Origin of the sequence: Corynebacterium sp. SA-MJD20WY100, from assembly GCF_039822565.1 — a bacterium.
Taxonomy (GTDB): domain Bacteria; phylum Actinomycetota; class Actinomycetes; order Mycobacteriales; family Mycobacteriaceae; genus Corynebacterium; species Corynebacterium phoceense_A.
In genome coordinates this window covers 39964-64456 of record NZ_JBCJKS010000013.1, presented here as the reverse complement: position 1 = coordinate 64456, position 24493 = coordinate 39964, and the positions used below count along the sequence as shown (strand labels likewise).

Below are 24493 nucleotides of genomic sequence, written 5' to 3'. Positions count from 1 at the left end.
AATAATATCCTCCCCTAGACCGCACAGTCTAAATTACCCCCGTATTCCTTAGACTGAGTGGTTGATAGATATTAAACAAGTTGGGGCAGAATGTCGCCAGCACGGCCGGTGACCTGCACCGTTGCCAGAGGGGTGAGTTCAGTTGGTTGTGGTGTGATTTCGATGACGGGAACTCCGCGCGCGGCCGCCAAGCGGGGGAGTCCGGCTGCAGGCTGAACTACGCCGGAGGTGCCCACGATGATGAGTGCGTCGGCGGTGGATAACAGTTGTTCCGCCTTATCCCATTCCCGCGGCGGGAGGGCCTCGCCGAACCACACGACGCCGGGGCGGATGAGATTGCCGCACAGCGGGCACTCGGGAATGTGGTCAGGCTCGGTGGCACCGCGCCAGGGCCGAGAGCAGATGGTGCAGCGAAACTCGAAGAGGCTGCCGTGAAGGTGGACGACGTCGGTGGAGCCGCCGCGTTCGTGGAGGTTGTCGATGTTTTGGGTGATGACGTGGGCGCCGAGTTTCGCCAGAGTCCGGTGTCCGGGGTTGGGTTGGGCCTTTTCGGACAAGGTCTTCCGGTGGAGGTACCAGCGCCACATGGGCTCCGGGTCGCGGGCCCACGCGTCGATGGAGGCCATGGCTTGGGGATCGACGTTTTCCCACAGGCCCGTCTGTGCGTCGCGGTAGGTGTCGAGGCCGGAATCCGCAGACATGCCGGCGCCGGTGAAAGCGACGAGGTTCTGCGCGTCCGCGAGGATGCCGCGGGCGGCGGCAATCATGTCGGTCATGCCCCTATGCTAGTTCTTATGAATTCAGTAGCGGTGTATTGCGGATCAGCCACGGGGGATAATCCGGCGTTTGCGGAAGCGGCACGCCAGTTGGGCGCGGAGCTCGCGCGCCGGGAGCTGCGGCTCGTCTATGGTGGCGGCAACGTGGGGCTTATGGGCATCGTCGCGGATGCCGCGCTAGCTGCCGGCGGCGAGGTCGCGGGGGTTATCCCGCACCAGCTCGCGGATCTGGAGATGGCGCACGCGGGGCTCACGGTGCTGGAGCGCGTGGATACGATGGCCGAGCGTAAGACGCGCATGGAGGAGCTGGCGGATGGCTTCCTGGCGCTGCCCGGGGGCATCGGCACCCTGGAGGAGCTCACGGAGGTGCTCACCATGCAGCAGCTGGGCTATATCACCGGTCCAGTTGGCCTTATTAATGCGGAAGGCTACTGGGATCCTTTCGTTGCGTTGCTAGAGAATTTTGCGGACAACGGGTTCATTCAGCGGCGTTTCGTCGACGCGCTCATCGTGGAGCCGACTCCTGCGGCTGCGCTCGATGCTTTCGCTGGTTGGGTCCCGCTCGGGTCAAAATGGGATAACGCTTAAGACACTGTGCGGGTCACGGGTGGCACTTACCCGAGGTAGTGGATAGACTTCCGCCTTATGTGTTCTCACCGCCAGCCTTCTTTGTTGGACGCCTCGTGCGATAACTTCGTCCACGATCTCGCCGCGCTCTCGCCCACGACAGCGACGTCTTTGGGCATTCCCGGATTCGACGGCGAACTCGAGGACTTCTCGCCCGAGTACCACGCCGCCGTCGCGGACCGCACGCGCGAGATGATGGCGGACCTGGACGCCTTGGACGACTGCACGGACGAGTCTGATGATGATGACGACTTCGACGACGTCGATTATGTAACCGCCGCCGTCCTGCGCGACCGCCTGTGCCTGGAACTCGACCTCCACCACAACGGCGAGGACCTGCGCGAGCTCAATAACATTGCGTCTCCGGTGCAGACCATCCGCGACACCCTCGTGCTCATGCCGCACGAGACAGCGGAGCAGGTCGATGCTATCCGCTCCCGCATGTCGAAGATCCCGCGCGCGCTCGACGGCTACAAGCGCTCGTTGCTTGAAGCGGCTTCGCATGGCGCGGTGGCGGCCTCCCGCCAAATCAACGAGGTCATTGGCCAGTGCAATGCGCTTGCCGATGGCCCCCTCTTGGAAGGCTTGGGAGTCAACCCCGAGGCCCCAGAGGTCGAGGGCGCCAAGCGCTCCTTCGAGGAGTTCTCCGCCTGGCTGTCTGCCGAGCTGCAGCCGCAAGCCCCGGCTCATGACGCGGTGGGCCGCGAGCGCTACGAGCGTTTCTCCAAGCTCTTTGTGGGCGACGCCGTGGATCTGGACGAGGCCTATGAGTGGGGCCTGGATCGCGTCGCGGAAATCGGCGCGGAGCAGGAAAAGATCGCGCACCAATTGTACGGCGCCGAATGCTCCCCACGCACCGCGATGCGCAAGCTCAACGGCGAGGAGCGCTACACGCTGCACGGCCGCGAGGAGCTTGTCGCCTGGATGCAGGCGACGGCGGACCGCGTCATCGCGGAGTTGAATGGCACGGAGTTCGATATTCCGGAGCAAGCGCAGACCATTGAGTGCCTCATCGATCCGGCGGGTACCGGTGGGATCTTTTACACCGGTCCTTCGGAGGACTTCTCGCGTCCGGGCCGCATGTGGTGGTCCGTGCCGGCTGGCCAGGACACCTTCCACACGTGGCAGGAGCTCACCACCGTCCATCACGAGGGCGTGCCGGGTCATCACCTGCAGGTCTCCGCGGCGCTGCTGCAGGACGACCTCAATCTGTGGCGCCGCGCCGCCTGCTGGAACTCCGGCCACGGCGAGGGCTGGGCGCTCTACGCCGAGTCGCTCATGGCGGAGCTGGGCCACATGGACGATCCGGGCTACCGTATGGGCCTGCTTGACGCGCAGAAGCTGCGTGCCGCCCGCGTGGTCGTCGATATCGGACTCCACCTGGGCAAGCAGATGCCGGACGGCTCTGGCGTGTGGGATAAGGCGCACATGAAGACCTACCTGCGCGAGCACACCGCCATGGACGACGCGAACCTTGCGTTCGAGGTCAACCGCTACCTCGGCTGGCCGGGTCAGGCTCCGTCCTACGCGCTGGGCGAGCGTCTGTGGCACCAGACTCGCGCGGACGCGCTGGCGCAGGGCATGAGTCCCAAGGAATTCCATGCGCAGGCGCTGGCTCTGGGCTCGATTCCTATGCCGATTCTGCGTGAGACGATCCTTGATTAGAGAGACGATCCTTGATTAGATCTGCATCGTGAATCTAAGGGCCCAGCAGGCCACGAATTGAGCCTTGAGGTGCACGATTTTTACGCGAAGGCGAGCGCGATGAGGGCGAGCAGGGGCAGGATCCCCTGCTTGACGGCAGCGCCGCGCTTGTCCGGGGAGGTTGCGAGCAGCCATACGGCGGCGGCGAGCATGCTGCCCAGCCCGGCGATGATGAGCGCCGTGCCAGCGGGCGAGCCCCAGAGGGCAAGGCCCACGGCCGTGATAATCGCGAGCATGAGGTTGTAGAAACCCATGTTGAAGGCGAGCTCCTTGGTGTGTTCGGCTTCCTCTCGGGTGCCGCCGAAGACGCCCAGCGCCTTCGTGGTCCACGCGAAAGACTCCAGGTAGAAGATGAAGACGTGGAGCAGGGTCGCGAGGATAGCGAGGATGAACATGATGATGGTCATGTCACCTAGCATTCTCCCAAATTAGATTGTGCACAACTTAACGGCGGAATTTGCCCAGGAGACGCAGGATTTGTGGCAGGTAGCCGGCGATCACGAGCACGATAATAAGGCGCACGATCTGCACGCAGACCACCGCAGGGCCCGCGCCGCCTTCGGCCGAGAGCGCGAGGACGGTCTCCAGCGCGCCGGGCGAGGTCGCGAGGTAGGCCTCGAAGTACGTGATATCGATCCACACGGTGAGTGGCCATGCCGTGAGTGCGCACACACCGATGACGACGACGATGAACAGGATGGTCGCGGGCAGCTGCTTGGCAAAGGACCTGAGCGCGGGCAGGGACAGGCCGCCGCCGCAGACCCAGCCGATGGACATAAACGCCATGATTTTGAAGATGTCGAGCGGCTCGAGCGTGTGGCCCTCCGGCAGGAACTGCGCGACGATGACGGTGAGGATGAGGGGGCCGAGCACCGCCGAGGCCGGCAGGTGCGCGAGCTTGCCCAGCTTCTCGCCGCCCACGGCGATGGCGATGGTGAGCAGGACGATCCACCACGTCGTCTCGCCAGCGACGGAGAGGTCGACGCCCTGGCCGGCGGGCGAGTCGAGGAACGCGACCACGAGCGGCAGTGACATGGACACGGCGAGCAGGCGCAGGTACTGCGTGAGCGCCACGTAGCGGTAGTCGGCGCCGAGCTCGCTGGCCAGCGCTGGCATGAGCGAGGCGCCGCCGGGGAGCATGGACATGATGCCGGTCTCCCACGAGATATCTTTCGGCTGTGCGCGGTGGATGAGCATGCCGCCCACCATGCCCACGAGCACGCTCACCAGCGACATCGTCACGGCGGCGGGCAGGTAGCCCACGACTTGCCCGAAGGGCACGAGCGTGAGCGGGATGGCGGCCATCATGCCGATGAAGCCACGGGCGAGCGCGTAGAACTGCTTGTTGACAGGCAGCTCCTCGCCGGTGGTGAGCGCCATCGCGCCGGAGACCACAATCGCTGCAAGAATCCACGCCGCGGGCACATGGAGGTACGTAAATAACGCACCCAAGGCAAATGACCCAGGAACGATAATGGCCCAACGTGCGTGAACAGACATGGCGTCGAGTTTAATGGGTGCCATGGAGATTGCAGCAGGAGGTTGGGTAGTCCTCGTTGGCGGCGCGGCGGTGGCCGGATGGATCGATGCCGTCATCGGCGGCGGTGGGCTGGTCCTCATCCCCCTCATCCTGGCCGTGGCGCCGCAGCTGGCGCCCGCTGCGGCGCTCGCGACGAACAAGCTGGCGGCGGTGTCGGGGACGGCATCGGCAGCCTTCACGCTCGTGCGCAAGGTCCGCCCGCCGGCCCGTGAATTGATTCCCATGGGGATCATCGCCGCGCTGTCCTCCGGCCTGGGCGCGCTCCTCGTCTCCATGCTCGACAAGTCCGTCATGCGGCCGGTCATTATCGTGTTGATGGTCGTCGTGGGCCTCTTTGTCGCGTTCAAGCCGAGCTTCGGCTCCGGCGACTCCGACGGGATCCATGCCGGATGGCGCGTGGCCGCGGGCCTTGCCGCAGTTGCCGCGATCGCCTTCTACGACGGCATTTTCGGTCCAGGCACCGGCATGTTCCTCATCATGGCGTTCACCGCAATTTTCTCACAAAACTTCCTGCGCTCCGCTGCGATGGCCAAGGTCGTCAACACCTGCACCAACCTAGGCGCACTCGTCGCATTCATCGCCGGCGGCCACGTGCTCTGGGGGCTCGGCATTGTCCTCGCGCTCGCCAATATCGCCGGCGCACAGCTCGGTGCCCGCACCGTCCTGGGCGGCGGCACGAAGCTCATCCGCTACGCGCTTCTCACGCTTGTTATCGTCATGAGCCTCTATTTGTCCTGGCAGCAGTGGAGCTAACTGCCCCGCTCGTGGGCTACGCCTTTTCCTTGGGGTTCAAAAATAAAAGCCCTTAGTTCTTGTTGAGTGGATTTTCGGTATGTTCCCGCCTGCTGAAATCCTGCAGTACAGCGCCCGCGTCTCTGAGCGCGGGCGTCTTTCTTATTTCATGCGGTTCTTCGTCCGGGCTGTCGCCGGTGCCGTCCACGGATCCTCCGGCCACGGGTGCTTGGGGTAGCGCCCGCGCATCTCGGAGCGCACGCCCTGGTACGGCCCCGCCCAAAAACTTGCCAGGTCGTCTGTCACCGCAAGGGGCCGGCCTGCGGGGGAGAGCAGGTGGAACTGGACACGATGGCCGCAGTATTCGGGGGACTCCGCCAGCCCAAAGCATTCCTGCAGCTTGATGTGGACAATCGGGCGCTCGTCCGTCCAGTCGATGCGCGCGTCGCGGCCGCTGGGCACCGCGAGCCGCTCCGGCGCGAGCTTGTCCAGGTGCGTCGCCTCCGGCCACGGCAGCAGGCGTTGCAGCGCAGGGTACATGTCGACCTTGGCCATCGGCGTGCCGTCGGCAATCTTCCGCAATTCCGGCGCGAGCCACACCGCGAGATCCTGTGCCTTAAGGTCGGGCCAGGGCTCGCCGTAGAAATCGTGCAGGTGGCGCAGACGGTCGCGCAGGAGCTGGGCCTTCTCGGAGAAGTGGAAATCATCCAAGGTGATACCGGCAGCGAGCGCGTCGGCCGCCGCCTGTCCCGTGACCTTGACCGGAGTGGAGGAAAGCTCGATGGCTCCAGCACGCTTGACCTTCCGGCCGCGGACTTTCCCTCCGTCGAGCTGTGCGACGACCTCCTCTGTGATGCCGATCGCGTCCAGGGCTTCGGCCTCCTCGATACGTGCCGCCGCGCGGACGATGGCGTTGCCAGCGTTCGACAGGGAGACCTCCGCGAAGGCGAGCCACTCGGAGCCGAGGAGCGACGAGTCGCGGATTTTCGCGCGTGTGCCGCTGGCCAGGAGATATTCGTCGTCCTTCATGCGCTTGGCGACCTGCTCGGGGAAGGCCGCGGCGACGACGGCGCCCGGCGTGGTCGGTCCCTTGTCCTCGACGAGCCGCTCGAGGCGCTGCGTTTCCCGCTTGGGTGCGCTTAGCTTTCCGATGTCCCCTTGCGCGTCGTTGCTCAAGATCGCCACCGTCGGGGCCGCGCGGCGTCCCAGCTTGAGCAGCGCCGCGCCCAGCCGCGGGTCTGTGGGCAGGATGGCGAGCTTCTCGCCGAGCGGGGTCACGGCCCCTGCGGACCTGGCACCGAGTGCTTCGAGGGTGCGGTGGGCATCGGCAAGCGCGGCCTTCGGTGGCGGATCGAGGAGCGGGAAGTCGGGGCCCGCGCCCCACGCGTCCATGAAGAGCGCGGCCTGCGTGAGATCGGCCGACAGGATTTCGGGCGTGATGTGGGGGCTGAAGTGTTGGTAGTCCTCTGTGGAATAGCAGCGAACGACGTGGCCAGGAGCCTCGCGGCCCGCACGGCCGGCGCGCTGATCGGCGCTCGACTTCGACGTGGAGACCGTCACCAATCCGGACATGCCGCGCTGCGCGTCGCGTCGGGGCACGCGCGAGAGGCCTGCGTCGACGACGGTGCGCACGCCCGGCACCGTGAGCGAGGACTCCGCGATGGAGGTCGCGACGACGATGCGCTCTTCGTCGGTGTAGAGCGCCGCGTCCTGTTCTGCCGTGGTCTGCTGGCCATGGAGGGGATACACGTTGGTCTCGTGATGCGCCAGCAGCACGTCTGCCACTTGGTTTACTTCTCGCAGACCGGGGACGAAGACGAGCGTGGAGCCGGGATTCTTCGCGTGCGCCTGCTGCGCGACGCGGGCGACCTCCTGGTAAAACTCGCGCGTGCCTGCAGCTCGGCCATGGAGCGGTTGGTAGCTGGTCTCCACCGGGTAGGTGACCACCTCGGTGGCGTGAATCGGCGCGTTGCCAAGCAGGCCGGCGAAGCGCTCCGCGTCCACCGTCGCGGACATGGCGACCACACGGAAATCTTCTCTGAGTGTCGCAAGTTCGACGCACATGGCGAGGACAAGATCCGTGTCGAGCTGGCGCTCGTGGACCTCATCGAGCGCGACCGCGGACACGCCTTCAAGCTCCGGATCCTTGAGTAGTCGACGCAGCAGTACGCCCGGCGTCACGAACTCGACGCGGGAGCCCTTCTTGGACTCGCCTCGGATGGCGTAGCCGACCTGCTCGGGTGTGCCGGAGAGCTCCGCGAGGCGATGCGCGGCGGCGCGGACCGCCACGCGCCGGGGCGCAGTGACGATGACCTTGCCGTCTACTTGATTGGACAGCGCTGGCGGGACGAGCGTGGTCTTACCCGTGCCGGGCGGGGCCTGGACGACGATATGGCCGGTAGTGGGCAGGCTGCCGATGGTCTCGGCAACAGGCAGACCCGCGCCGATTGTCTGGAGATCGAACATTTAGGAGGGGAGCTCGCCCGCCCCAAAGCCCTCGACGGGGCCTTCAAGATCGACGCGCTCGAGGTTCTCACCCTCGAGCTTGCGCACCACGCGGCCAGGTGCGCCGAGAACCAACGAATTATCCGGGATGTCTCGCGTGACGAGCGCGCCCGCGCCCACCACGCAATTCTCGCCAATCGTCACGCCCGGCATGACGGTGACGTTCGCGCCGAACCATGTGTTGCGGCCGACCGTGATCGGCTTCGCGATTTCCCAGCCGCCCTCGCGCATCTCATGGTCGTTCACCGGGTGGCCAACGGTGATGAGCGAGCAGTTCGGGCCAATCATGATGCGCTCGCCGAGCGTCACCTTTGCCTGCGCCAGGATGGTCGCGCCGAAGTTGATGAACACCCCCTTGCCGCACACGAGGTTGCGGCCATATTCCAGGTTGAGTGGCGCATGCATGCCGGGGACCTCGGATTCCTCCGGGAGGATCTCGCGCAGGATTTCCTTTGCGCGCTCGTGGTCCACATTTCCCAGCTCGTTGAACTGCTTGACGAGCTTGAAAGTGCGCGCGTGTTCCGCGCTCACTTCCGGGTCCGTGCCCGGCAAATGCCACTGGCCGCTGGTCTGACGTTCCCAGGTTCCGAATCGCTGCAAGTCCATGGGGGACATTCTACGGGTGTGGTCGTGAGTGCTACTACGCCAAGCGATGTGTGCTGCTTTCCTCTAGGATTCTTTGACAAGCCATGGTTTCTGGGGACATGACTCGGAGGGGAAATGTATGTAGTTTACGCAGATGACTCTGGTGACTCGAACGATCTTTTTACTGTGACTGGGCTATTCATTCGAGTTGAAGAATGGTCTGAAGTGTTGGAGGCATGGCTTCAGGGACGACAGCGACTTAGGGATGACTACGGGGTCGACTAATGGGCAGAGCTACATGGAAGTTCTTTGTTCAAAGGACGCGGCAGAATTTGGGCAACCGAACACGATGTCGCGAAATATAACTCTCTGAGGTATCGCCGGGCGATCGGTCGGCGTGCGTTGAAAGCTCTCGCAGGAACGCGTGCGCGGGTGCTCACCGTTGCGGTACCAAAGGAAAAATCTAAAGAGGCCTATGGCGCCTTTGTTGCGTGGGTTGAAAATTGGGCAGAGAGCATCGGTGAGTACGTGATTATATTTTTCGATGGCTTGCAGCCGGATTTTCCTATTTCTCCAGGTGAAAGCGGTGCTGAGCATTGGGGCACGGCTATTCGGCAGGCTGCGCCATACCGGGCTGTGCACCGCCAGCTTCCACTGCACGGTCGCAGGGTTATCGAGGACGTAGTCATGAAAGACAGTAAGCGCAATCAGCTTATTCAAGCAGCTGATTTGGCAGCCTACGGCGCATTTCACTTGATCAGTCGGGACTGGCCTGAATGGTGTCCTGTCCTCGCCATAAAGCCGACCACGGGGCCGTTGATGCCTATATGGCGCTTGAGCCGTTGTGGTGGCCTGACTGCGAAAAGGGAATCGTCTTTCTGGATGAATGAATTGCAAGAGCTCCTGCGGTTCGTTATGAACTGCAGGAGCTCCGCGGGGCAAGACTCCCGACCCAGCAACGCGGCTGGAAGGACCCTTGCAATACTGGTAATTCTACGCGATAAATCCCCAAAATTAATCGTGGTGGTGCGTAACGGGATAGGTTAAATCCCAAAAAAGTGATTGGATGGATCCATGCTTTTTGATTCGCTCCCGCGCCCTGCGGTGAAGGTCGCGCCGGGCGTGGCACACCTGCCGGGCTGGCTGGATATCGACCAGCAGCGCGCGCTCGTGGGGGAGTTTCGCGAGACGGCGCGGGCTTACGCAGGCACGCCGATGGGCATGTACAAGCCGCAGCTCAAGTCCGGGCAGATGAGCGTGTTTCAGCTGCATGTGGGGCGTTTCTGGCACTACGCGAGCTACCGCTATGTCAACAATATTGAGGGCACGCAGGTGCCGCCCATGCCCGAGTCGCTGGCGGGGCTGGCTCCTGCGGCGTTGCGGGCGGCGGCATCGGTAAGCGCGGAGCTCGAACCCTGGGTTGAGGGCTACGTCCCGCAGATGGCGCTTATCAATTACTACCCGCCGGGCTCGGCGATGGGCATGCACGTTGACGACTTTGAGGAGTCCGAGGCACCGGTGATTTCGCTGTCCATCGGCGACGAGGCGCTGTTTCGGATGGGAAACACGGACAACCGTAACAAGCCGTGGGATGACATCATGGCGTGCTCGGGCGACCTCATCGTCTTTGGTGGGCCGAAACGCTTTGCGTACCACGGCATCGTGCGCGTGGACGACGGGACGCTGCCGGAAGGCTGTGGCCTGCGCGAAGGGCGGATCAACATCACCATTCGGCAGGTGGATGCGGCGCCGCGGACTCCCGAATAATTCATCGGTCTGGCTACGGATAACCGCGTACCATGTGGGAAAAGATCTCATGTAAGCGCGGCGAAAGGACCCTGAACCATGGCAATTCCGGCAGGCAAGAAGGTAGCGGTCGTTACGGGGGCGTCCTCCGGTATCGGTGAAGCTTCGGCTCGTGCGCTGGCTGGCGACGGCTGGCACGTGGTCGTCGCGGCGCGTCGCATGGATCGCCTAGAGAAGCTCGCCGAGGACATCGGTGGCACGGCGGTGCAGCTCGACGTGACGGATCAGAAGTCCGTGGACGCGCTGGCCGAGGTGCTCCCGCGTGTCGATCTGCTGGTCAATAACGCCGGCGGTGCGAAGGGGCTTGAGCCGCTCGCGGAGACGAAGATTGAGGACTGGCAGTGGATGTTCGACACGAACGTCCTGGGCACCGTGCGCGTGACACAGGCGCTGCTGCCCAAGCTCGAGGCAGCCCCGGAGAACTCCGGCCTCATTATCAACATGGGCTCCGTTGCGGGCTGGAATGTCTACGAGGGCGGCTCCGCGTACAACAACGCGAAGCACGGCGTGCGCGTCATTTCGCGCGCGCTGCGCATCGAGAACCACAACGTCCGCGTCACAGAGCTGGATCCGGGCCGCGTGGCCACGGAGGAGTTCTCGCTCAACCGCTTCCGCGGTGACGCGGGCAAGGCCGCCGCGGTCTACGACGGCGAGGTCAACCTCACCGCTGAGGATATCGCGGAAGCCGTGCGCTGGGTGGCCTCGCTGCCCGCGCACTTCAACATCGACGTCATGACGCTCAAGCCGCGCACGCAGAGCTAGTGCCGCTGTCTACGCTGGCCGCCTTCCTGGGAGTGAGGGCGGCCGTCCTCGTCGTGCCCGGGCCCGACATCGTGCAGGTCATGCGCGTCGCCCCGCGGTCCATGACGCGGTGGATCGCGCGGTGGCGCGTCCACATCGACGTCGTGGCGGGGGTGATCTTTGTCGTGCTCGGAGCCGTCATGGTGGGGGAGGGATTCGGTAGTCTGAGGGCATGATTTTTACGACCACGAATAACGTTGAAGGCCACGAAATTACGTCGTACATTCGGGTGATTGCGGGCGAGACCGTCACCGGCATCAATTTTCTCAAGGACCTGGGCGCGTCCCTGCGCTCCTTTACCGGCGGACGCTCCGCGGGTTACGAGGACGAGGCTGTCAGGGCCCGCGAGTCCGCGCTCAACGAGCTGTGGAACCGCGGTGCGGAGCTCGGCGCCGATGCCGTCGTGGGCATCGCTTTCGACTACTCGCCCATGGGCGCCAGCAACGACATGCTCATGGTCACGGCCACCGGCACGGCCGTGAAGCTGCGCCCGCTGAGCTAAGCATGCACCGCCCGCAGAGGGGCTCGTTACCGAAAACCTGGAAAGAGGATTTTCGGTAATGACACGCTGGTTGCCGAAAACCCTGTCGTGGCAGGCGTGAAACGAAGATTTTTGGCAGCCGCGGGGGTGTGCGGCGCGGGCCGCTAGACTGGCACGCATGCTAGAAGTCTCAATCAAAGGCGAGTCCATCAAACTCGGCCAGTTCATTAAGCTGGCCAGCCTCGTGGCCACGGGCGGCGAGGCCAAAGAACTCATCGCCGAAGGTGCGGTGACCGTCAACGGCGAGCCGCAGACCGCACGTGGCCATGCGGTGCACGTGGGCGACGAGGTGTGCATCGGCGACGCGTGCGCGCGCGTCATCTCGCAGGACGACGAGGATGATGACTATTTCGACGAGGCCACGGCCGATGACGATTTTGATCCCGAAAAGTGGAGGAACATGTAATGCCCGCATTCGAAGCTGAAGTGGGCATGCCCTACTGGATTGACCTCACCACGGCGGATACGCGCAAGTCGGCGCGTTTCTACGAAGAAGTCTTGGGTTGGGAGGTGTCCCCCGCAGGCTCGGGAAACCTCGATGCAAGCGGATATCGAATGGCCCGCATTCAGGGCCTGCCCATTGCTGGCATGATTCCGCAGCCCGAGGAGGGCGGCATGCCGGATACGTGGGTGACGTACTTCTTGTCGCGAAATATCGATGAGGACTTGGCGAAGGTAGAAAAGCTGGGCGGGCGCGTGCTCGTTCCGGCGCAGCCGGTGGAGCTGGGTCACATGGCGCTCGCCGTTGATACAGCTGGCGGCATGTTCGGACTTATCCAGCCGGGCGGCGCGGACCAGTTCGTCGCGGGCGGCGAGCCGGGTACCCCGGTGTGGCATGAGCTCACGGCGACGGCGAACTTCCACCAGGCGTTGGACTTCTACGGCGAGCTCTTCGACTGGGAGATTCGCACGCAGACCGGCCCGGAGATGGATGGCATCGTCTACGCCACCGCCGAGGAAGACGGCGCGCCGTTCGCGGGCTTCTGGAACGCGCAGGGCCAGTTCCCGCCGCAGGTCCCGAGCTTCTGGCAGACGTATCTGGGCGTGCGCGATGTGGAGGCCGCCGCGCAGAAGGCCGTGGAGCTCGGCGGCGAGATTATCCGCGAGCCGTGGGATTCGCCGTTTGGCCGCATGGTGCTGCTTGCGGACTCGACGGGCGCGACCGTAACGCTCACCGAGGTTGAGGATGCGCCGGAGGAAGACCCGCGCGAGTCGGACGATCTGCTTGACCTCTAAAAAGACCTCTCAGAAGGGGGCCTGGGCGGAAGGCGTGCCGCCGCGCTCGGAGAAGGCGAAAGCCAACGTCGAGCGCGTGCAGGCGCTTGTGACAAGCATTCCCCCGGGCAACGTCACAACTTACGGGGAGATCGGCAAGGCCACGGGCGTCGGTGCGCGTTACGTCGGCTGGGTCATGCGCGTGCACGGCGCGGATCTGCCCTGGTGGCGCGTGCTGCGTGCGGACGGTTCACCGCACGACCCGGAGCGGGTCTGGCCGCGCTGGGAGGACGAGGGCATCGGAAGGCTAGCGTCCGGAAAGGCGGACATGCGGGCGCATGGGCTGGACGCGCGGGACCTGCGCGCGCTGGTTGACAGGAAAGAGGACTAAGGTTTTCGGCATGCTTACACGCGCGATGCCTGTTCTCGTTGCCTCCCTCGTGCTGGGCTCCGCCCCGGCCGTCGCCGCCACCACTCTCGATCCCGCCGCCGTTGCTGCGCGCACGCAGGTCACGCTGCGCTACAACAATGGTGTGGTGGTTTCCACCGCGAACTCGCACGAGTCGCGCCCGGCGCTCTCGCTGGTCAAGCTCTATCTGGGCTACTGGGTGCTCCACCACGGAGCGCCTGAGGATAAGGCCCGCGTGGAGAACATGATTCGCTACAGCGAGGACGCCACCGCGTCTGACCTCGACCGCAAGTACCCGCAGGCGATTCCGGAGGTCATCGGCCAGTTCGGCCTGAACGAGACCCATTACCGGGGGTACTGGGGCAACACCACGACCTCTACGGAGGATCTCGCGCGCTTTACCTCGATTATGGTCGGCGACCCGGTGGCGCAGCCCATCGTCACCGGCATGCGCACCGCCGCACCCGTCGCTGCGGATGGCTACAAGCAGGACTACGGCACGTCCCGGATTCCGGGGATTATCGGCACGAAGTTCGGCTGGTCCGACGAGCGTGACGTCAATGCGACCGTCTCGCTGGGCAACGGCTTTGTTATCGCGGCGAATACCTATGGCTCGGCCGCGGACCTCACCTTCGACGTCCTCCGTGCCGTGCGTGTGACGCCGGACGGTGCTCCAGCTCCCGCACCGCGTCCCGGTGCCCCCGCCACCCGCCAGCCCTCACAGCTCGAGGCCTCCATCCTGCCGGGCATCCCCGTGCAGTTCCGTGCCCAGGCGCGCCAGTTCATCCGCAACGCGGAGGACCAGGTCGCCGCGACCCAGGCGCAGGCCTGTGCGGCGCTGGACCAGGCTGGGTCCTCAGGCTCTTCGCAGGTCTGCTAGCTCACGGAGTCGATGGCGCGCTTGCCGGCAAGCAGGCCTGCGCCGGTACGCTCGCGGTAGGCCTTGATGGCCTTGATGGGTTCGCCCTGCGCGACGAGGGCGCGCTCGGCGTCGCTCACGCCGTAGGCGTTGACGTCTCCTGCGGCGAGGCCGAGGCGCTGCGTGAGATCCTCGATGACGGCGGCTTGGCGCTGCACTTCGGCGCGCAAGCGCTTCACTTCGGCTGCGTTATTGAACCAGGCGAGCATGATGTTCTCCTTGACTTAGACGGCGCGGCTAAACGCGGTGGCGCGCGCGACGAGTTCGGGCTCGGGGCGGATGCCGGTGTAGAGCACAAACTGCTCGAGGGCCTGCAGGCTCATGACCTCGGCGCCGGTGATGATGATTTTCTCGAGTTCCTGCGCGCGGGCGAGCAGCGGCGTGATGGTGGGGCGGGGTACGACGTCGAAGACGACCTCGGCCGCCTGGACTGCGGCGTCGGGCACGGGCAGGTCGGCCGCTTCCGGACCGCCCTCCATGCCGATGGGCGTGCAGTTGATGATGAGCTGTGGTGTGAGCGAACCAAGCTGGGGCGCGTACCCGAAGCCGTATTTGTTCGCGAGCGCAGGGCCCGTGGTGGTGTTGCGGGCGACGACGGTGACGTGGGTGAAGCCCTCGTCGCGCAGGGCAGCGACGGCGGCCTTGGCCATACCGCCGGAGCCGAGGACGACGGTCTCGAGTGCTGGGTCGAGCTGGTTGGAACGCAGCAAGGAGACGATGGCGAGGTAGTCCGTGTTGTAGGCCTTCAGATGGCCGTCCGTGTTGACGATGGTGTTGACGGACTCGATGACCTCGGCGGACGGATCCATCTCGTCGACGAGGGCGATGACGTCTTCCTTCCACGGCATCGAAATCGCGGCACCCCGGATCTGCAGGCCTCGCACGCCGGCGATGGCCTGCTGGATGTCGTCCGTCGTGAACGCCTTGTAGACGTAGTTGAGCTCGAGCGCGTCGTACAAATAGTTGTGGAAGCGCGTGCCCGTGTTGCCAGGGCGGCCGGACAGCGACAGGCACAGCTGCGTGTCCTTCGTGATGCCGCCGGCGACGAGACGCGGCGTGCCGTGGGCGAGGGATTCGACGTCTGGGGTGTGTTCGGTCATGGCACCCAGTGTAACCAGACTTCCCGCGGCGCCTAGCGGAGCTTAGTGGTGCTCGACCTGTTTGATTTCCTCGGACATGTCGCGGCCCAGATCGGCGGCGCTAAATTCGTCCGTGAGCGGCAGGCGCAGCTGCAAATCCGTGCACAGGCACAGCTCGACGGTGCCTTCCTCGAGGACGAAGTCCACGAGGTGGCCGCCCCACGTGCGCTCATCGTTGATGACGTGGGCGTGGCAGCCGGCTACGGAGATGGCGGCCTCGTAGAGCGGCGTGCGGAACCCGGCGACGGTGCCCGTGAAATTCTCGAAACGCACGACCTCCTCGCCATCCGTGGCCTCGACCATGGGGCGGTAGGGTTGCTCCTGGCGCTCCACGGTGCGCGAGCTGGCCCAGCTAAAACGCCCGGTAACGCGCAGAGCGTACATATAGTTGGAGCTGGGAATGAACCCGTCTACGACCTTGGAGAACTCGTCACGCGTGAGCGGGCCGGAGAGCTCCTCGCGGATAGAGGGCACGAAGTTGGTGACCACGGCATAGGGCGTGCGCTCGTCGAGCGGGGGCTCGGTGACGGAGCCATCGGAGCGCAGGCGGTAGCAGCGTCCGTCGAGGATGACCATTTCGCCGTCGAGGCTGTTGAAGGTGCCAATGCCAAAGGAGCCGTGACCGAGGAGCTCGGACAACATCATCTCGTCCTCGTAGACGCCCTGGGCGAGCGAGGTGATGAGGCTGGTTTGGAAGATGGAGTGGCGCGTGTGTTGCATGCGTTCCAGCTTAGACGCGGGTCCGCACCTCCTTCACGGCCACGTAGCCCGGATCCGCCGCTGCGAGACGCCGCGCGCGGTGCAGGAGCAGGAAAACTGTGGGATAGGTAAGAAGTGCGGAACACACCATGGGGGCGTAGACCCACCACGCGTCCGTGTCGAGCGTGATGTTCCACAGGAAGTGGCCTGCGAAGGCGAAGGCGAGGAAACCCGCGGCAACGCCCACGCGGCGCAGGCGTGACCACCCGGCGGCGTAGAGCGCCCAGCCCACACCCCAGCCGGCGATGGCCGTGAAGACGACGTGGAGGCAGGGCCCAGCGACAACGCGCAGGCCCCACATAGCCCAGAAGCCGCCCCAGTCAGAGACAGGATCCGTGAGCGCTCCCATAAACGAGTACAGGAGATTCTCGGTGGTCTCGAAGCCCAGGCCCACGACGGCGCCGGCAAGGAACCCATGCCATGGGCGGCGCAGCTCTCGGAAGGACAGGAGCACGAGGAACACGCCCAGGGCCTTTGCGGGTTCTTCCGGGTAGGCGCCGCCGAAGGACGCGATGAGGGGATCCCAGCGCCAGTGGTCGATGATGTCGAACCACCCCAGCCCGGCGGCGGAGACGACTCCGAAGGACGTTCCCGAGCCCCAGAGCAGCGCGGCGACGACCCACGCGCGCCCGCCCGGCCACGCCGGCCGGGTGAGGTGGAGCAGCCACAGAACTAGCGCGGTGTAGAGGGCGGCGAGGGCCGAGCCCGCCAGTGCGAGCCCCGGCAGCACAAAGAAAATAGGAAACACGAAGAGGGCCAAGACCACAATGCCCAGGCCCAGACCAGCCCAGAGGACCCCGCGGGCGGCGCGACTCATACGCTCACCGCCTGCGGAAGCGCCGGCTCAAAGCCGTCGTGGGATTCGATGTGCGCGAGCTCGTCCGTGATTGTCGCCGGCAACGCCTCGCCGGTCGCCGCCTGCCACGTGGGAGCCAGGACAGAGGCCGCGTCCGCGCCCTCAAAGGTGACGACGAAGGCCGTGTCTTCGTCTGGGGCCGGGAGGATGAGGGCTGCGGCGCCGGTGGGGGCATCGGCAAGCACGAGGGCCGAGCCGGAGACTGCGACGGGGCCAGCGGGGTCCGTGCCGAACGCGATATTGCGCAGGGCTCGCCGGGCGGCGAGCTCCGCGTCCGCGACGCCGGGAGTCTCCGTGACCGTGACGGTCGTATCCCCGCAATACCAGCCCTCGGAAGGCAGCAACCCGGCCGTGGGCGTGCACTCCATGGGCACGGCGACGTCTCCAATGACCAGCGGCTCCGCCGGGCGCAGTGGGTCTGGAAGCGTGAGCCAATAGACCGTGGGCGCAAAGAGTAGGACCGCGGCGCTCAGCAGCACCGCAGTGAGCCCTGCCCCCATGCGCGGGGGTTGGAGACGATAGGGGAAAGCGGGAGCGGACATGGCGTCCACCTTAGCTATTAAGCTGGGGCGGCATGAATGACCTTTATCAGTTTCTGAATGGGCCCTGGCTGGCCACGCACGAGATCCCCGCGGACCGCGCGGTGGACGGTACGTTCCATAAGCTGCGCGATGATGCGGAGGAGATGGAACACGAGATTGTGAAGAACGATACCGGCCGCGCCGGGAAGTTCTACGCCGCGTTTATGGATGTCGACGCGCTCAACGCTGCGGGCGTGGCCCCGCTCGACGCGGACCTCGACCGCCTCGCCGTGGCGGATACACACGAGCTCGCGCGCGTGTGTGGTGAGCTGGACCGACTCGGGATTGGTAGCCCGGTGGCTGCGTACATTGAGAAGGACCCGGGCGGCACTGATGCGATTGCGACGCTTATCCAGTCGGGCCTCGGCCTGCCGGACGAGGCCTACTACCGCGAGGAGGCCCACGCTGAGACCCTCAAGGCCTACCGCGCGCACGTTGAGCGCATGCTTGGCTTCCTTGATTCCGGCCGTATCTTTGGTTTGCCTGCCGATGCCGCCGCCACCCGCATCGTCGCACTCGAGACCTCCATCGCGGCTGGTCATTGGGACGTCGTCGCCTCCCGCGACGCTGTGAAGACCTATAACCCGACCGAGTTCACTGACCTGCCCGAGCACGTGCAAGAGATCCTGCGCGGCGCCCAGTTCCCTGAGTCCCGCGTCGTTGTCGCACAGCCGTCTTTCCTCACGCACCTGGATTCGCTGTTCACCGCAGACCGCATCGCGGACTGGCAGCTGTGGGCAACGTGGCACATCCTGCGCGGCCGCGCGGCCCTGCTCACCGAGGAGATTTCTAAGGCCAACTTCGATTTCTACGGCACGACCTTGACCGGTGCTACCGAGCAGCGCGATCGCTGGAAGCGTGCCCTTGGTCAGGCTGGCTACGTGGGCCAGGAGATTGGCAAGGCTTACGTGGACAAGCACTTCCCGGCCTCGTACAAGGAAGAGATGCTTGAGCTGGTCTCTTACCTGCTCGACGCCTACCGTTCCCGTATTTCCGAGCTGCCGTGGATGACCGCCGAGACCCGCGAGCGCGCCCTGGAGAAGCTGGGCAAGTTCAACGCGAAGATCGGTTACCCGGATAAGTGGCGCTCCTACGAGGGCCTGGAGCCCACGGACGACGCCGTCGAAAACGACCGCCGCGGCTCCGCCTTCTCGCACGACTACGAGCTGGCCAAGATTGGCAAGCCGGCCGACCGCACGGAGTGGTTCGCCACCCCGCAGACCGTCAACGCCTTCTACAACCCGGTGGCCAACGACATCACGTTCCCCGCTGGCATCCTGCGCCCGCCGTTCTTCACCGCGTCCGCTGAGGGCGGCGACGTCGCGGAGAACTTCGGCGCCATCGGCGCCGTCATCGGCCACGAGATCGGCCACGGCTTCGACGACCAGGGCTCCCAGTACGACGGCGACGGCAACCTCACCTCCTGGTGGACCGACGAGGACCGCGCCGCGTTTGAGAAGCTCACCGCCAAGCTCGTGGACCAGTACCAGGGCCAGGTGCCCACCGTCCTCAAAGAAGCCGGCATCGAGTCTTCCGGCGTGAACGGCTCCTTCACCCTGGGCGAGAACATTGGCGACCTCGGCGGCCTGGGTATTGCCGTCGTGGCGTACAAGAAGTACTGCGCCGATCACGATCTAGACCCGCTCGGCCAGGTCCAGCCCTTCACCGCAGAAGGCGCCGACCCCGCGCTCGCCGAGCAGGAGTGGAACGGCCTCCAGCGCCTCTTCTTCGCCTGGGCCCGTGTGTGGCGCACCGCCATCCGCCCGGAGATGGCCGCCCAGTACCTCGCCATCGACCCGCACTCGCCGGCCGAGTTCCGCTGCAACCTCATCGTCGCCAACGTCGCGGAGTACTACGAGGCCTTCGACGTGCCTTCCGATGCCCCCACCTACGTCGCGCCCGAGGACCGCGTCACCATCTGGTAGCTCGCTTCGGCGTCCGATAGCCACAACGCCCGAATAAGGTCGAGAATTTTCAATTTTTCGCTTCTTATTCGGGCGTTGCGGCTATTTCTTCGTGCTGCTTGATGTCGTGCTGCTTGATTTCGAGCTGCGCGCCGATGCTAGCGCGTAGACGAACGCGACCGTCGTCACGCCGATGCGCACCCAGTCATTGGGAGACGCGAGGGTGAGGTGTCAGGATTCTTTTTGACACCCCACCCACAACGCCGTGCGGATCTCGGGCAGCGGGCGGGGCGTGGAGGTAGGCCGCCAGGTACTTCTCTCTAGGAGATTTCACATCCTCGGGGTTCATGCAATGCTCCTTCCAGTCGCATTGCATTCACCACCTGAACCGGCCCCCATTGAAACGAGGAATTTTCGGCAGGAACAGGAACTGCTCAGCTGGCTTCCAGGAAACCAGGCTCGAACTCTCACAACCCTGCCCAGAAATCCGCGCGGTGCGTGCAGGTGGGTGTCTTTAAATAAGTCTCATACCCGAACATCACGTATGAGAGGACTCCCATGCAGCGCTTGACCTTGCGCACAAAGATCATCGCCGGCATCGTCGCCGGTGCCACCGCCATTTCCCTGGCCGCGTGCAGCGCGAACGACACGACCAGCACCGCATCCGCCACGTCCGTGCAGACCACGCAGCTCGCCGATCTCCTTGACGACACCACCGACGTCGGCGCGGACAACCCCGACCTTTTTGATCTGTCGCAGTCCCACGAGGTTTCCCTCGATATTGACCAGGACGCCATCGACACCATGCTTGAGGACTACCAAAGCGGCGACGAAAAGACCTGGGTGAAGGCCAACATCACGATTGACGGCACGACCATCGAGAATGTCGGCGTGCGTCTCAAGGGCAACTCCTCCCTGCGCACTCTCGGCGGCAACTCCGGTATGCCGGGCGGCGGACAAGCGCCTGGTGAGAATGCCGACGGTCAGGCTCCCGCAGGAATGCAGATGCCCACGGACGGCGAGAAGCCCACCCCGCCCGACAGTGGTCAGGGTGGCCCTGGCGGGGCCCCGCAAGGCGGCGGCATGTCCGGCTCCAGCATCGACGAAAGCGACGTGACCACCTGGCCGTTGCTCATCAGCTTCGACAAGTATGAGGACGGCCGCGTCTACCAAGGCATGTCCCAGTTCTCGCTGCGCTCGGGCATTCCGTCGCTCAACGAGGCGACGGCGCTCTCGGCCACCGCCGAAACCGGTCAGGCCTCGCAGCGCTACACGTACCTCACGTATTCGGTCAATGGCGGCGAGACGCTCACTCGCATCGCGCTGGAGAATCCTGACGAGTACTACGCGGCCCGCCTTGGCGACGGCATCCTCTACAAGGCGGACTCCGAAAGCTCCTTTACCTACCAGGGCGATGACCCGGAAACCTACGAGGATCAGTTCAAGATCGAGTCCAAGGATGACGACGTGGAGAATGAACAACCCATCGTAGATCTGCTCACGTGGATGGACTCCGCCGACGACACCGAATTCGACGCGCACCTCGAGGATTACGTCGACGTCGACTCCTTCGCGAAGTACCTCGCCACCCAGAACCTGCTCGTCAACAGCGATGACATGGCCGGCCCCGGCAAGAATTACTACCTCTGGTACGACAACGAGACGAAGAAGATCTTCGTCGTGTCGTGGGACCTCGACATGTCGATGCAGAATACTGCGGAGCAGTCCCCGGACGAGTCCGCATCCATGGGTGGCGGCCACCGCCAGCAGGCCCAGCCTTCCGATGCCGCCGCCTCCACCACCGCAGACGCCGCAGCCACCCAGACCGCGGACAAGCAGGAGCAGCAGGGCGGCAAGGGCGGCATGATGAGCGGCAACGAGCTCAAGACGCGCTTCCTGGCGTCCGAGAAATTCAAGGCCGTCTATGACCAGGCGTACTGGGACCTCTACGAGCAGATCTATGGCTCGGGATTCGCTGAAAAGACGCTGGAGAACCTGCGCTCGCAGGTTCCGGCGACGGACGGGACGCCGCAGTCAGACATCGACTCGGCCGCGGACAAGCTGCAGGAATTCATCACGCAGCGCAAGGACTATCTGGCCACTCAGAAGGCCTAGGCCTTGCGTCGCGAGGCGCGCGGAACGACGGCACCAGCGAGGTAGTCGGCACCGGTCTCGTGATCGATGACGCGCAATTGGCCGGGGGCCTTCGGCTCGTCGATGAGGGTGGAATAGCAAAAGAACTCGCCCTCGCCGCCGGTGCCATAGGCGGTAAAACGCTGGGGGTTGTCGTTGTCCTCGCGGTCGACGAAGCCCGCGGATACGTCCGATTCTTCGACGATCCTCTTGAACTCAGCCTTTGCCACGCGGTCATCGGCGCCGAAGGCGACGGAGCGCGCGCCGAGCACGGAGTGTTCCATGCGTGCGATTTCCTTCTTGGTGGCGTTATCCGCGGCGCGATAGGAGAAGAAGAGCTGGCCCAGCTCGCCGGAGAAGGTGTGGCCGATGATGACCTCGATGCCCACCTCGCCGTCCGGATCCACCGCGCGATACGAACCGAGACGCTCCGTGATGGTGGAGAACTCGGCGCACAGCTCGTCCTTGGTAGGCGAGAGGGTGGCTTCGGGGTGTACGGTCGCTTCAGTCATGCCGGCCAGCTTAGCGCGCCAGGCAGGTAGTCTGGGGCGCATGACTGACAAGCAACCGCAGGAAGTACCGCACGCCGAACTCGCTGAAGGCCAGTCCTGGGAGATTGGCGGCCAGGACCGCCAGCTCAGCGAGAAAGAGCAGCTCGAGCAGCTGGGCTCGTACATCGACGCGCACTATGAGCTGCCGGATTTCCGCCCGCCGTGGGCCGGTGGCGGCTCGCCGGAGGCGGATAATTACTGCGCGAAGCTGCCGGATCGCATTGTCCAGGCCTCGATGATGGTGCTGGGGACGGCGGTGGACCACTCCATGCCGGGCACGGCGTTTACGGACGGCGTGACCGTGAGCGACAACGAGCACGGCCGCGTCTTTACCCCGAGCGAGCCGAACGGCACGTACGCCGTGTCGCTGCATTCGGGCGGCTGGTGGCGCGGCGACGGTCAGGCGCTCGAGATGCAATGGCGTCCGGAGGTCGCGGCGGCCGCGCAGCTGTCCGGAACGACCATCGTGGACATTGATTACCCGCTGGCGCCGGAACACACCGTGGATGACATGGTGAAGGTCGTGCAGGCGGCGATCGATGCGCTGCCGGGACACGTGACCGTGTGGGGCTATTCCTCCGGCGGCGCGCTCGCGGCGCTGGTCAAAGCCGACGCGTACCTGCTCACCTTCCCGGACTTTGCAGCACTCGGCAATCTGCCGGATGAGCTGCGTGCGGGCTATGAGCTTCCCGATGCCCTCCCCAACACGCTCATCCAAACTGCGACGGAAGATGAAATCGCCGGGCGCGTGGAGCTGCCGGGCGCGCAGACCGCGGATTATGTGGCGCGGCACCGTATTTCTACGCCGGCCGTGGCGCGTCAGCGCATTAAGGACACGGCGGAGTTCCTTAAGAAAGTCGCAGCGTAACGCGGGCAAGCACGACACGGGGCGGGGATATCGAGTGATACCCCGCCCTGAGAAAATGCGGGTATGACCGCGTACAGTGATCTCATTGACTTCCACATGCGCTTGGAAATGAGGTCCCTCCCTTGGCAACGACGCCTTCCGCCGCGGAACACGGCGACCGCTGGTACACCGTGCGTATGTTCGTCGTGTCTATCGCGACGTTGACGTTCTTTATGGCTGGCACCGCATTTATGAGTCTGAGCCACCTGGGTACCGCATCGATTTCTGCGCCGATGTTGGCGCTGAGCAAGTTCACGCCGCTGTCCTTCGGCACGTGGTTCTTTATCCTCAACGGCCTCTACTTTATTGTGCAGCTGCTGCTGTTGCGCCGTAATTTTCCGCGGTCGGGATGGCTGCAGATCCCTGTCACGCTTTATGCGTCCGTCATGCTGGACGTGTGGGTTCACCTGCTGCATCCGATCGCAGACGCGATGACGGTGAACTATGGGGGCAAGCTCTTGGTGGCCGTGATCGGCATGCTCATCGTGGCGGTGAGCCTTTCCCTCGTCGTCGCGGCGAACGTGCTCTACATGCCAGCCGACGGAATCGTCAACGCCATGGCAGCGGTCTTTGGCCTGCGCTTTTCCACAGTGAAGCTCGGTTTCGATCTCTTCTGCGTCATCGTGACCGTGGTGCTGACTCTGGCGTTCCTGGACAATTTCGACACGGTGCGTGAGGCCACGCTGATCTCCGCGCTTGTCGGTCCGATTATGGGGCGCTTGCTGCCTACGATGGAAAGACTCATCGGCACCCATCGGCCGGGAGCCTAAGGCACTGCGTTATGCCTTCATCATCAGTCGCGCGACGTGAAGGGTGAGGTAGAGAATCTCGTCCTCCGAGCACTTGGTGTCGAGGGTTGATTCGAGCTTGATGACCACGAGTCCAGCAATGCGATAGGCCTGGGGATACTGTTTCATCATGGAATCGGCCATCGCGAGCATGCCGGGCTCCGGTTCGTGCGGAGTGCCGCGCTCGCCCACGAGGCGGTGGAGCAGGAACCGCAGATGGGTAATGAAACGCGCGGTGGCCATTGAGTTGCGGTCGAGCGGTACGTCGAGCGCATTTTCGACAATATCGAGGATGGTGGCGAGGAGCTGCGTGAACTGGGCAGTCTGTGCCATTCCGGACATCATGTCTGCGGGGGAGCGCTGCGTGGAAGAACCCGCCAAGGTGAATTGGGCGTTGACCGCATGCTGCGCTAGGGAAATCGCCTCATCCGCAGCGAGCTGTACGCCCGTCGATTGCTTGATGAGTGCGAGCGCGCGCACGCCAAATTCGTATTCGCGCGGATAGAGCTGGCGGATCTCCCATTGCATGGGGTTCGGCAGCGCGATGCCTTGAAGGGTGCGGTCGATGGCCGCATTGATGTGATCAGCAAGCATGATGCGAAGGCATCGGTGACGGGAAAGCCACAGAGCAGCGAGGCGACATCGGCAAGCTCGCGGGCGAGGTCAAGGAGCTCTGGTGGGAGCTCTGACAGCAGGCGTGCGAGCTGTTCGTTGG

Annotated in this window: 28 protein-coding genes; 16 read left to right on the top strand and 12 right to left on the bottom strand. The window is 64.5% G+C overall.

Annotated features, from left to right (window positions below):
- Nucleotides 1-71: 71 nt before the first annotated feature.
- Nucleotides 72-776, bottom strand: coding sequence for an NAD-dependent deacylase (locus ABJ196_RS08450; protein ID WP_347306163.1), 705 nt, complete (start codon nucleotides 774-776; stop codon nucleotides 72-74).
- 18 nt (nucleotides 777-794) lie between these two features.
- Here ABJ196_RS08450 and ABJ196_RS08445 point away from each other — a divergent pair, with 18 nt between their 5' ends.
- Both ABJ196_RS08445 and ABJ196_RS08440 read left to right on the top strand, forming a co-directional pair.
- Nucleotides 795-1364: a TIGR00730 family Rossman fold protein gene (locus ABJ196_RS08445; protein WP_347306161.1), complete on the top strand. Its 570-nt coding sequence runs from the start codon at nucleotides 795-797 to the stop codon at nucleotides 1362-1364.
- Between the two features lie 57 nt (nucleotides 1365-1421).
- A complete protein-coding gene (locus ABJ196_RS08440; RefSeq protein WP_347306159.1) occupies nucleotides 1422-3068 on the top strand; it encodes a DUF885 domain-containing protein in 1647 nt (548 codons plus the stop codon).
- 80 nt (nucleotides 3069-3148) lie between these two features.
- Here ABJ196_RS08440 and ABJ196_RS08435 read toward each other — a convergent pair whose 3' ends face one another.
- A complete protein-coding gene (locus tag ABJ196_RS08435; RefSeq protein ID WP_347306157.1) occupies nucleotides 3149-3514 on the bottom strand; it encodes a DUF1304 domain-containing protein in 366 nt (121 codons plus the stop codon).
- 37 nt (nucleotides 3515-3551) lie between these two features.
- Nucleotides 3552-4607, bottom strand: coding sequence for an AbrB family transcriptional regulator (locus tag ABJ196_RS08430; RefSeq protein WP_347306155.1), 1056 nt, complete (start codon nucleotides 4605-4607; stop codon nucleotides 3552-3554).
- Between the two features lie 13 nt (nucleotides 4608-4620).
- Between ABJ196_RS08430 and ABJ196_RS08425 the strand changes: the two genes are divergently transcribed.
- The gene (locus ABJ196_RS08425) at nucleotides 4621-5400 is read left to right on the top strand and encodes a TSUP family transporter (protein WP_347306201.1); all 780 of its coding nucleotides are present in this window, start codon (nucleotides 4621-4623) and stop codon (nucleotides 5398-5400) included.
- Between the two features lie 141 nt (nucleotides 5401-5541).
- Here ABJ196_RS08425 and ABJ196_RS08420 read toward each other — a convergent pair whose 3' ends face one another.
- A complete protein-coding gene (locus ABJ196_RS08420; protein ID WP_347306153.1) occupies nucleotides 5542-7845 on the bottom strand; it encodes an ATP-dependent RNA helicase in 2304 nt (767 codons plus the stop codon).
- A complete protein-coding gene (locus ABJ196_RS08415; RefSeq protein ID WP_347306151.1) occupies nucleotides 7846-8499 on the bottom strand; it encodes a sugar O-acetyltransferase in 654 nt (217 codons plus the stop codon). It lies immediately after the preceding gene.
- 279 nt (nucleotides 8500-8778) lie between these two features.
- Between ABJ196_RS08415 and ABJ196_RS08410 the strand changes: the two genes are divergently transcribed.
- The 9 genes from ABJ196_RS08410 (at nucleotide 8779) to ABJ196_RS08370 (ending at nucleotide 14121) form a co-directional block, all read left to right on the top strand.
- The gene (locus ABJ196_RS08410) at nucleotides 8779-9516 is read left to right on the top strand and encodes a DUF3800 domain-containing protein (protein ID WP_347306149.1); all 738 of its coding nucleotides are present in this window, start codon (nucleotides 8779-8781) and stop codon (nucleotides 9514-9516) included.
- A gap of 27 nt (nucleotides 9517-9543) precedes the next feature.
- Nucleotides 9544-10236 carry an alpha-ketoglutarate-dependent dioxygenase AlkB gene (locus ABJ196_RS08405; protein ID WP_257071604.1) on the top strand — a complete coding sequence of 231 codons (693 nt, stop codon included), beginning with the start codon at nucleotides 9544-9546 and terminating at the stop codon, nucleotides 10234-10236.
- A 78-nt stretch (nucleotides 10237-10314) separates the two neighbouring features.
- On the top strand, nucleotides 10315-11037 hold the full coding sequence (locus ABJ196_RS08400; RefSeq protein WP_257054394.1) for an SDR family oxidoreductase: 723 nt from the start codon (nucleotides 10315-10317) through the stop codon (nucleotides 11035-11037).
- Complete coding sequence (locus tag ABJ196_RS08395) at nucleotides 11037-11252, top strand: hypothetical protein (RefSeq protein WP_347306146.1); 216 nt, start codon at nucleotides 11037-11039, stop codon at nucleotides 11250-11252. Before ABJ196_RS08400 ends, ABJ196_RS08395 begins: the two co-directional genes overlap by 1 nt.
- Nucleotides 11249-11578, top strand: a complete 330-nt coding sequence (locus ABJ196_RS08390; protein ID WP_347306144.1) for a YbjQ family protein — start codon at nucleotides 11249-11251, stop codon at nucleotides 11576-11578. Before ABJ196_RS08395 ends, ABJ196_RS08390 begins: the two co-directional genes overlap by 4 nt.
- Nucleotides 11579-11735: 157 nt before the next feature.
- Nucleotides 11736-12023, top strand: coding sequence for an RNA-binding S4 domain-containing protein (locus tag ABJ196_RS08385; protein WP_257045216.1), 288 nt, complete (start codon nucleotides 11736-11738; stop codon nucleotides 12021-12023).
- Nucleotides 12023-12853, top strand: coding sequence for a VOC family protein (locus ABJ196_RS08380; RefSeq protein WP_347306142.1), 831 nt, complete (start codon nucleotides 12023-12025; stop codon nucleotides 12851-12853). The genes ABJ196_RS08385 and ABJ196_RS08380 overlap by 1 nt, the downstream gene beginning before the upstream one ends.
- On the top strand, nucleotides 12843-13223 hold the full coding sequence (locus tag ABJ196_RS08375; RefSeq protein WP_347306140.1) for an MGMT family protein: 381 nt from the start codon (nucleotides 12843-12845) through the stop codon (nucleotides 13221-13223). Before ABJ196_RS08380 ends, ABJ196_RS08375 begins: the two co-directional genes overlap by 11 nt.
- A gap of 10 nt (nucleotides 13224-13233) precedes the next feature.
- Nucleotides 13234-14121, top strand: coding sequence for a hypothetical protein (locus tag ABJ196_RS08370; RefSeq protein ID WP_347306138.1), 888 nt, complete (start codon nucleotides 13234-13236; stop codon nucleotides 14119-14121).
- Here the strand turns inward: ABJ196_RS08370 and ABJ196_RS08365 are convergent.
- From ABJ196_RS08365 to ABJ196_RS08345, 5 genes are read right to left on the bottom strand one after another with little or no spacing between them, the layout of a single operon-like run.
- Nucleotides 14118-14369: a hypothetical protein gene (locus ABJ196_RS08365; RefSeq protein WP_347306136.1), complete on the bottom strand. Its 252-nt coding sequence runs from the start codon at nucleotides 14367-14369 to the stop codon at nucleotides 14118-14120. The two genes, ABJ196_RS08370 and ABJ196_RS08365, sit on opposite strands and share 4 nt — an antisense overlap.
- Nucleotides 14370-14384: 15 nt before the next feature.
- A complete protein-coding gene (locus ABJ196_RS08360; protein WP_347306134.1) occupies nucleotides 14385-15260 on the bottom strand; it encodes a shikimate 5-dehydrogenase in 876 nt (291 codons plus the stop codon).
- Between the two features lie 42 nt (nucleotides 15261-15302).
- Nucleotides 15303-16019 (bottom strand): acetolactate decarboxylase, encoded by a 717-nt coding sequence (gene budA, locus ABJ196_RS08355; RefSeq protein ID WP_347306132.1) that lies wholly within the window; start codon nucleotides 16017-16019, stop codon nucleotides 15303-15305.
- 10 nt (nucleotides 16020-16029) lie between these two features.
- The gene (locus ABJ196_RS08350) at nucleotides 16030-16875 is read right to left on the bottom strand and encodes a PrsW family intramembrane metalloprotease (RefSeq protein ID WP_347306130.1); all 846 of its coding nucleotides are present in this window, start codon (nucleotides 16873-16875) and stop codon (nucleotides 16030-16032) included.
- Nucleotides 16872-17456 (bottom strand): hypothetical protein, encoded by a 585-nt coding sequence (locus ABJ196_RS08345; RefSeq protein ID WP_347306128.1) that lies wholly within the window; start codon nucleotides 17454-17456, stop codon nucleotides 16872-16874. The genes ABJ196_RS08350 and ABJ196_RS08345 overlap by 4 nt, the downstream gene beginning before the upstream one ends.
- 32 nt (nucleotides 17457-17488) lie before the next feature.
- Between ABJ196_RS08345 and ABJ196_RS08340 the strand changes: the two genes are divergently transcribed.
- Together ABJ196_RS08340 and ABJ196_RS08335 are read left to right on the top strand one after the other, a co-directional pair.
- The gene (locus ABJ196_RS08340) at nucleotides 17489-19420 is read left to right on the top strand and encodes a M13-type metalloendopeptidase (RefSeq protein ID WP_347306126.1); all 1932 of its coding nucleotides are present in this window, start codon (nucleotides 17489-17491) and stop codon (nucleotides 19418-19420) included.
- A 537-nt stretch (nucleotides 19421-19957) separates the two neighbouring features.
- A complete protein-coding gene (locus ABJ196_RS08335) occupies nucleotides 19958-21514 on the top strand; it encodes a CotH kinase family protein (RefSeq protein ID WP_347306124.1) in 1557 nt (518 codons plus the stop codon).
- On the opposite strand, the gene ABJ196_RS08330 is transcribed toward ABJ196_RS08335, so the two are convergent.
- A complete protein-coding gene (locus ABJ196_RS08330) occupies nucleotides 21511-22044 on the bottom strand; it encodes a hypothetical protein (RefSeq protein WP_347306122.1) in 534 nt (177 codons plus the stop codon). The two genes, ABJ196_RS08335 and ABJ196_RS08330, sit on opposite strands and share 4 nt — an antisense overlap.
- Before the next feature lie 40 nt (nucleotides 22045-22084).
- On the opposite strand from ABJ196_RS08330, the gene ABJ196_RS08325 reads away from it, so the two are divergent.
- Both ABJ196_RS08325 and ABJ196_RS08320 read left to right on the top strand, forming a co-directional pair.
- On the top strand, nucleotides 22085-22951 hold the full coding sequence (locus ABJ196_RS08325; RefSeq protein WP_347306120.1) for an alpha/beta hydrolase: 867 nt from the start codon (nucleotides 22085-22087) through the stop codon (nucleotides 22949-22951).
- A 122-nt stretch (nucleotides 22952-23073) separates the two neighbouring features.
- Nucleotides 23074-23760 (top strand): DUF6198 family protein, encoded by a 687-nt coding sequence (locus ABJ196_RS08320; RefSeq protein ID WP_347306118.1) that lies wholly within the window; start codon nucleotides 23074-23076, stop codon nucleotides 23758-23760.
- 9 nt (nucleotides 23761-23769) lie between these two features.
- On the opposite strand, the gene ABJ196_RS08315 is transcribed toward ABJ196_RS08320, so the two are convergent.
- The gene (locus ABJ196_RS08315) at nucleotides 23770-24372 is read right to left on the bottom strand and encodes a PRD domain-containing protein (RefSeq protein ID WP_347306116.1); all 603 of its coding nucleotides are present in this window, start codon (nucleotides 24370-24372) and stop codon (nucleotides 23770-23772) included.
- Nucleotides 24373-24493: the final 121 nt, after the last annotated feature.

Coding starts and splice junctions, on each gene's coding strand:
- ABJ196_RS08450 (WP_347306163.1), bottom strand. CDS start 776: ATGACCGACATGATTGCCGCCGCCCGCGGCATCCTCGCGGACGCGCAG.
- ABJ196_RS08445 (WP_347306161.1), top strand. CDS start 795: ATGAATTCAGTAGCGGTGTATTGCGGATCAGCCACGGGGGATAATCCG.
- ABJ196_RS08440 (WP_347306159.1), top strand. CDS start 1,422: ATGTGTTCTCACCGCCAGCCTTCTTTGTTGGACGCCTCGTGCGATAAC.
- ABJ196_RS08435 (WP_347306157.1), bottom strand. CDS start 3,514: ATGACCATCATCATGTTCATCCTCGCTATCCTCGCGACCCTGCTCCAC.
- ABJ196_RS08430 (WP_347306155.1), bottom strand. CDS start 4,607: ATGTCTGTTCACGCACGTTGGGCCATTATCGTTCCTGGGTCATTTGCC.
- ABJ196_RS08425 (WP_347306201.1), top strand. CDS start 4,621: ATGGGTGCCATGGAGATTGCAGCAGGAGGTTGGGTAGTCCTCGTTGGC.
- ABJ196_RS08420 (WP_347306153.1), bottom strand. CDS start 7,845: ATGTTCGATCTCCAGACAATCGGCGCGGGTCTGCCTGTTGCCGAGACC.
- ABJ196_RS08415 (WP_347306151.1), bottom strand. CDS start 8,499: ATGTCCCCCATGGACTTGCAGCGATTCGGAACCTGGGAACGTCAGACC.
- ABJ196_RS08405 (WP_257071604.1), top strand. CDS start 9,544: ATGCTTTTTGATTCGCTCCCGCGCCCTGCGGTGAAGGTCGCGCCGGGC.
- ABJ196_RS08400 (WP_257054394.1), top strand. CDS start 10,315: ATGGCAATTCCGGCAGGCAAGAAGGTAGCGGTCGTTACGGGGGCGTCC.
- ABJ196_RS08390 (WP_347306144.1), top strand. CDS start 11,249: ATGATTTTTACGACCACGAATAACGTTGAAGGCCACGAAATTACGTCG.
- ABJ196_RS08385 (WP_257045216.1), top strand. CDS start 11,736: ATGCTAGAAGTCTCAATCAAAGGCGAGTCCATCAAACTCGGCCAGTTC.
- ABJ196_RS08380 (WP_347306142.1), top strand. CDS start 12,023: ATGCCCGCATTCGAAGCTGAAGTGGGCATGCCCTACTGGATTGACCTC.
- ABJ196_RS08370 (WP_347306138.1), top strand. CDS start 13,234: ATGCTTACACGCGCGATGCCTGTTCTCGTTGCCTCCCTCGTGCTGGGC.
- ABJ196_RS08365 (WP_347306136.1), bottom strand. CDS start 14,369: ATGCTCGCCTGGTTCAATAACGCAGCCGAAGTGAAGCGCTTGCGCGCC.
- ABJ196_RS08360 (WP_347306134.1), bottom strand. CDS start 15,260: ATGACCGAACACACCCCAGACGTCGAATCCCTCGCCCACGGCACGCCG.
- budA (WP_347306132.1), bottom strand. CDS start 16,019: ATGCAACACACGCGCCACTCCATCTTCCAAACCAGCCTCATCACCTCG.
- ABJ196_RS08350 (WP_347306130.1), bottom strand. CDS start 16,875: ATGAGTCGCGCCGCCCGCGGGGTCCTCTGGGCTGGTCTGGGCCTGGGC.
- ABJ196_RS08345 (WP_347306128.1), bottom strand. CDS start 17,456: ATGTCCGCTCCCGCTTTCCCCTATCGTCTCCAACCCCCGCGCATGGGG.
- ABJ196_RS08340 (WP_347306126.1), top strand. CDS start 17,489: ATGAATGACCTTTATCAGTTTCTGAATGGGCCCTGGCTGGCCACGCAC.
- ABJ196_RS08335 (WP_347306124.1), top strand. CDS start 19,958: ATGCAGCGCTTGACCTTGCGCACAAAGATCATCGCCGGCATCGTCGCC.
- ABJ196_RS08330 (WP_347306122.1), bottom strand. CDS start 22,044: ATGACTGAAGCGACCGTACACCCCGAAGCCACCCTCTCGCCTACCAAG.
- ABJ196_RS08325 (WP_347306120.1), top strand. CDS start 22,085: ATGACTGACAAGCAACCGCAGGAAGTACCGCACGCCGAACTCGCTGAA.
- ABJ196_RS08315 (WP_347306116.1), bottom strand. CDS start 24,372: ATGCTTGCTGATCACATCAATGCGGCCATCGACCGCACCCTTCAAGGC.